The sequence below is a fragment of the Aquificaceae bacterium genome (assembly GCA_037722135.1).
Taxonomy (GTDB): Bacteria; Aquificota; Aquificia; order Aquificales; family Aquificaceae; genus Pampinifervens; species Pampinifervens sericum.
On record JBBKAW010000056.1, the window covers coordinates 1 to 5,223 of the forward strand.

A 5,223-nucleotide genomic window follows, 5' to 3' on the forward strand; every position below is an offset into this window, starting at 1 on the left:
TATTTCTAATACCACCTTCTCCTATAGAGTTTCTTTGCAAGTGAATACCCTACCACAAAGCCACCTATGTGAGCAAACCAAGCAACTCCTCCAAAGCCAGCAAGAGGGAGCGTTATAAGTCCATTTATAATTTGAATGAGTATCCACAAACCTATAAAGAACACTGCAGGAAGCTCCATAAAGGTAAGGAAAAAGAGTATAGGAACTAAAGCAAGTATCCTTGCATGTGGGAACATCCACATATACGCACCAAGCACACCACTTATTGCACCACTGGCTCCCACCATGGGTATATTCGCTCCACCAAAGATAAAGCTAACAAACATTTGAATAAACGCTGCACCAAGACCTGAAATTATGTAAAAGAGAAGATATCTTAGCTTTCCTAATCTATCTTCCACGTTGTCTCCAAAGACCCACAAAAACCACATATTGCCTATTATGTGAAGCCAGCTTCCGTGGAGAAACATATGGGTCAGGAGCGTTTGTGGTCTTTCAAGGAGATTAGCGGGCACGAGTCCGTAGTGGTATATGAATAGGTTAAACTCCTCCTCAGAGAGGCTCACTTCGTAAAGCCACACAAGAGAGCAGATTAGTATTATGCTAAGATTTACTACAGGAAAGCTCCTGTGTGGGTTTAAGTCCCTTATGGGTATCATGCTAATAGTTTAAAATCTTTAATGTGTTGACTGCAAGAAATATAAGAAAGAGCTTTAAGAAAAGGGACATTCTAAAGGGTATAGACCTTGAGCTAAAAAGAGGTGAGATAGTGGGGCTTCTTGGTCCAAACGGTGCTGGCAAAACAACCCTATTTAACTGCCTTGTGGGGTTTCTACCAGTTGACGGCGGAAAGATTGAGCTTGAGGAAGAAGATATAACCCATATGCCAGCTCATGAAAGGGCAAGGAGAGGTATAACTTTCTTACCTCAGGAGCATACTCTTTTTGAAGACCTCACAGTTTTGGAAAACCTCCTTATATTCCTTGAGTTTTTTGAGGAGAGCAGAGAAGCACAGCTTGCAAGGGCGGAGGAGCTTCTGGTAGACTTTGGACTGTGGGAACTAAGAAATCAAAGAGCTGGCAGGTTATCTGGGGGTCAAAAGAGAAGACTTGAGGTAGCCAGGTCTCTCATACCAAAGCCAAAATACATATTTTTTGATGAACCTTTTACAGGTATTGACCCCATAATGATTGCGGACATAAGGTCAATAATACTTAGCCTAAAACAACAAAATATAGGCGTGCTTATAACAGACCACAATGTAAGGGAGACAATAAGGATGGTGGATAGAGTTTACATAATAAGCGAAGGCAGGATATTGGCTGAGGGTGAACCGCACGAAGTGAGTGAAAGAGAAGATGTAAGAGAGGTATACTTGGGTAAGGATTTTAGCTGGTAAGTTGATACAAAGCAGTGTTTAAAACCTTAAAAAGCCTATAATAGAGAAGTATGGAGAAAAGGCTTATTGTAAGCGACATAAATCTAAGGGAAGATAGGCTTCCACCCGGTCAAAGGTGGATATCCGCACCCATAGTCTACGATATAGTAGATGAAATTCCTCAATGGGACATAGAGCAATATCGCTTTAGGGTCTTTGGGCTCGTAGAAAATCCTTTAGAGTTTAGTTATGAGGAAATTCTTAGTCTTCCCTCTGTGGAGCTGGTGGCGGACTTTCATTGTGTGACTCGTTGGAGTGTAAAGGAGATAAGATGGGAAGGTGTGCAGACCTCCTATATACTAAACCTTGCAAAACCAAAACCCCAAGCCAAGTATGTTATGGTTCACTGCCTTGAGGGATACACCACTAACCTACCCCTTGAATATCTCTACGAAGAAGACAGCATACTGGCATACAAGATGTATGGAAAACCCATACCACTAAGACATGGCTACCCTCTTAGGCTTGTAGTTCCAAAGCTATACGCATGGAAGAGTGCCAAGTATGTCTGGGGTATAGAGCTTTTACAAGAAGATGTCCCTGGCTTTTGGGAGCAGAGGGGATACAATATGAGGGGAGACCCATGGAAGGAGGAGCGTTATTGGTAAGGTTAAACAAATACCTTTCCATGTGCGGGGTTGCCTCAAGGAGGAAGGCGGACCAGCTTATACTTGAGGGCAAGGTTAAAGTAAACGGTCTTGTTGTAAAGGAACTTGGATGGAAAATAGACCCAGAAAGGGATGTGGTGGAGGTTGATGGGAAAGAGGTAAAACCATCAAGACGCAGATATATAATCCTACATAAGCCTTGTTGTTATCTTACTTCACTTGGCAATGCTCAGGATGGCAAAAAAACCATAAAGGAGCTTATCAAGGATATTCCAGAAAGGGTTTACCCAGCAGGAAGGCTTGACTACAACGCAGAGGGGCTTCTTATACTTACCAACGACGGCGAGCTTGCAAACAGGATAATGCATCCAAGATACAAACTTCCAAAGGTTTATTTAGTCTGGACCTCTGGAAAAGTAAGCAAAGAAACCCTTGAAGCTATGAGAAGGGGTGCGAACCTTGAAGACGGCTTTGCCAAACCAGACAGCGTAAAGTTGATAAAGCATCTAAGGGATGCAAGTCTTTTAGAGATAGTCTTTCACGAAGGTAGAAAGCACATAGTCAAGAGGTTTGTATCTCATTTTGGACACAAGGTATTGAGGCTAAAAAGAGTAGCCATCGGTCCAATAAAACTGGGAAACCTAAAACCAGGACAGTGGAGAGATATGACAAAAGAGGAAATAGATAGCCTACGCAAAGCCCTACACATTAAGCCTGTAGGGAGGAGGTAGACATGGAAAATATCCTAAAACTGGCTACTCTTTTTCTCCTTTTGTTTTTTGGATTTATGCTTAGTTTGAGGCTTTATGCAAACCTAAGGAGCAAAAAGATGCAAGGCAGAAAAATTGACCTTATCACAGATGGAGTGGTTTACTTCTACTCTGAGAGGTGTGGAGCTTGTAAGCTTATGAAGCCCGAAATAGAAAGGCTCAAGGAAAAGATAAAAGTTCTGGAGTTTGACGTGGGGAAACCCGAGGGTTTCCAGAAGGCTCAAGAGTTAGGTATAGTGGCAACACCCACTACCCTTGTGGTTAAAGATGGTATAATTAAGAAGGCTTTTGTAGGTGTTGTAAAGCATCAAAGAATACTTCAGGAGGTGTAGGCTATGCAGTTCTTTCTTGACACAGGGATGGTGGATGAGATAAAGCAAGCCATTGATTGGGGCATACTTGACGGAGTAACTACAAATCCAAGCCTTATAGCCAAGACAGGAAGACCCTTCTTGGAGGTGGTAAAGGAAATACTAAGCCTTGTAGATGGTCCTGTTAGCTTAGAGACGGTCTCAAGGGATGCGGACGGTATGATAAAAGAAGGAAGGATGTTGGCAGAGCTTGGAGACAACGTGGTGGTAAAAATACCCATGACTCCTGAAGGTATAAAGGCGGTCCAAGTCTTAGAATCTGAGGGTATACCTACAAATGTTACCCTTATATTCTCTCCTGCTCAAGCCCTTATAGCAGCAAAGGCAGGAGCAAGTTTTGTTTCCCCCTTTGTAGGTAGGATAGATGACATTTCAGGAGACGGGATGAAGCTCATAAGGGAAATAAAACAGATATTTGATAACTACGGCATAGAGGATACACAGATAATAGTAGCGAGCGTAAGACATCCCATGCATGTGGTAGAGGCTGCACTCATTGGTGCGGACATATGCACTATGCCCTTTGAGGTTATGAAAAAGCTCTTCCACCATCCTCTTACGGATAAGGGTATAGAGCTCTTTCTAAAGGACTGGGAAAAGGTCCCAGGAAGACCCTTTTAGAGCCTTCCACCACTTAGAATTCTTAGTATGTCGTTTAGTATCACAAAACCTACAAGGGCTATTATTATCGCATAGCCGGTCTTTACCCATAACTCCTTGAATTTAGGAGAGAAGGGTTTTCTTCTTATGGATTCCATAAGGAAAAGAAGGATAAGTCCGCCATCAAGAATGGGAAGGGGTATTAGGTTAAATATGGCAAGCTGAACAGATATGAAAGCCATCATACCTATGAAGGGAACTATACCCTGTTGTGCGGATTCTCCAGCCAATTGGGCTATGGCTATAGGTCCACCTAAGGTTTTTATAGATAGTCCACCAGTTATAATACTCCACAAAGCCTTTAGAGATAGCAAGCTAAGTATGTATGTCCTATGGAAACCCTCCAAAAGTGCCTGCAGAGGGGGTTCTTTGCTTTTGACTTTCTCAATATAGGGAGTTACACCCAGTATGGGTATTCCAGTATTCGGGTCAATCTTGGGAATAACCGTCTTCTCCTCAATAGAGCTTCCTCTTTGTATGGTTAACAGAATAGGTTTGTCTTTTGATTCTCTTACATACTTTACAAACTCATACCAACTATTTACTTCTTTGCCGTTAACCTTCAGTATTCTATCCCCAGCTTTTAATCCCACTTGACTTGCCGGACTGTCTTCTAACACCCTTCCTAAAACTGCTGGAAGCCAAGGCTCAACTCCAAAGCCTGCAGACCTGCTAATATCATCCTTGAGGAAAAGGTCTATTTCCTTTCCATCTCTCAGCACCTTAACCTTCCACTCCTTGCTAAGTATGTTCTCAAAAATTGCATTCTCTAAGTCCTTCCAGTTTTGTACTTTTTTGGAGTTTATCTCCAGTATAATGTCTCCTTCCCTTATACCAAGCTTATGAGCTATGCTGTTTTCTACCACATGACCTACGAGAGGTTCTTCAAAGAGATACTTTGGCACATCCCTTCCTATCAATGATATAAGGGCGAAAAGTATTATGGCGAGAAGAAAATTAAACAAAGGACCGCCAAAGGCTATAAGTATCTTCTGCCAGTTAGGTTTTGAGGAAAAGGCTCTTTTGTCTTCAATCTGTTCTTCTTCGCCGTATAGCTTTACAAAGCCACCAAGAGGAAGTGCGGACAGTCTGTATTCTGTCTCTCCTATCCTTTTGCTAAGAAGCACAGGACCAAAACCAATGGAGAATATCTCCACCTTAACCCCAAATAGCTTAGCCATAAGAAAATGCCCAAGCTCATGAAACCATATAAGCACACCTATAAGCACCAAAAAAGCCAAAACATACTCCATGTTTGCCTCCTAAATAAGTCCTTCTTCTTTTAGTATTTTCTCTATTTCAGGGTCCCTTTTGGCAAGCTTTTTCATAACTTTCTCCAACCTTTCTTCCCTTTCCTCAATTTCTCTTAGCTTTCT

Annotated in this window: 7 protein-coding genes; 5 read left to right on the forward strand and 2 right to left on the reverse strand. The window is 42.1% G+C overall.

Going from position 1 to position 5,223, the window contains the following annotated elements:
* Positions 1-5 precede the first annotated feature (5 nt).
* Complete coding sequence (locus WKI49_04145; GenBank protein MEJ7621691.1) at positions 6-659, reverse strand: rhomboid family intramembrane serine protease; 654 nt, start codon at positions 657-659, stop codon at positions 6-8.
* A 23-nt stretch (positions 660-682) separates the two neighbouring features.
* On the opposite strand from WKI49_04145, the gene lptB reads away from it, so the two are divergent.
* Genes lptB through fsa form a run of 5 tightly spaced genes read left to right on the forward strand, consistent with a single transcriptional unit; the run spans position 683 to position 3,808 of the window.
* Entirely contained in the window at positions 683-1,399 is a 717-nt protein-coding gene (gene lptB / locus WKI49_04150) for an LPS export ABC transporter ATP-binding protein (GenBank protein ID MEJ7621692.1), read from the forward strand.
* Positions 1,400-1,449: 50 nt separating this feature from the next.
* The gene (locus tag WKI49_04155) at positions 1,450-2,046 is read left to right on the forward strand and encodes a sulfite oxidase-like oxidoreductase (GenBank protein MEJ7621693.1); all 597 of its coding nucleotides are present in this window, start codon (positions 1,450-1,452) and stop codon (positions 2,044-2,046) included.
* Complete coding sequence (locus WKI49_04160) at positions 2,022-2,777, forward strand: pseudouridine synthase (GenBank protein MEJ7621694.1); 756 nt, start codon at positions 2,022-2,024, stop codon at positions 2,775-2,777. Before WKI49_04155 ends, WKI49_04160 begins: the two co-directional genes overlap by 25 nt.
* 2 nt (positions 2,778-2,779) lie before the next feature.
* Positions 2,780-3,148: a thioredoxin family protein gene (locus WKI49_04165; protein MEJ7621695.1), complete on the forward strand. Its 369-nt coding sequence runs from the start codon at positions 2,780-2,782 to the stop codon at positions 3,146-3,148.
* Positions 3,149-3,151: 3 nt separating this feature from the next.
* Positions 3,152-3,808 carry a fructose-6-phosphate aldolase gene (gene fsa, locus WKI49_04170; protein MEJ7621696.1) on the forward strand — a complete coding sequence of 219 codons (657 nt, stop codon included), beginning with the start codon at positions 3,152-3,154 and terminating at the stop codon, positions 3,806-3,808.
* Here fsa and rseP read toward each other — a convergent pair.
* Positions 3,805-5,100: an RIP metalloprotease RseP gene (gene rseP, locus WKI49_04175; protein ID MEJ7621697.1), complete on the reverse strand. Its 1,296-nt coding sequence runs from the start codon at positions 5,098-5,100 to the stop codon at positions 3,805-3,807. The genes fsa and rseP overlap by 4 nt on opposite strands.
* Positions 5,101-5,223 lie beyond the last annotated feature (123 nt).

Bases quoted from the DNA above. Each gene is read 5' to 3' on its own strand.
- WKI49_04165 (MEJ7621695.1), top strand. From the start codon at position 2,780: ATGGAAAATATCCTAAAACTGGCTACTCTTTTTCTCCTTTTGTTTTTT.
- WKI49_04160 (MEJ7621694.1), top strand. From the start codon at position 2,022: ATGGAAGGAGGAGCGTTATTGGTAAGGTTAAACAAATACCTTTCCATG.
- WKI49_04155 (MEJ7621693.1), top strand. From the start codon at position 1,450: ATGGAGAAAAGGCTTATTGTAAGCGACATAAATCTAAGGGAAGATAGG.
- WKI49_04145 (MEJ7621691.1), bottom strand. From the start codon at position 659: ATGATACCCATAAGGGACTTAAACCCACACAGGAGCTTTCCTGTAGTA.
- fsa (MEJ7621696.1), top strand. From the start codon at position 3,152: ATGCAGTTCTTTCTTGACACAGGGATGGTGGATGAGATAAAGCAAGCC.
- rseP (MEJ7621697.1), bottom strand. From the start codon at position 5,100: ATGGAGTATGTTTTGGCTTTTTTGGTGCTTATAGGTGTGCTTATATGG.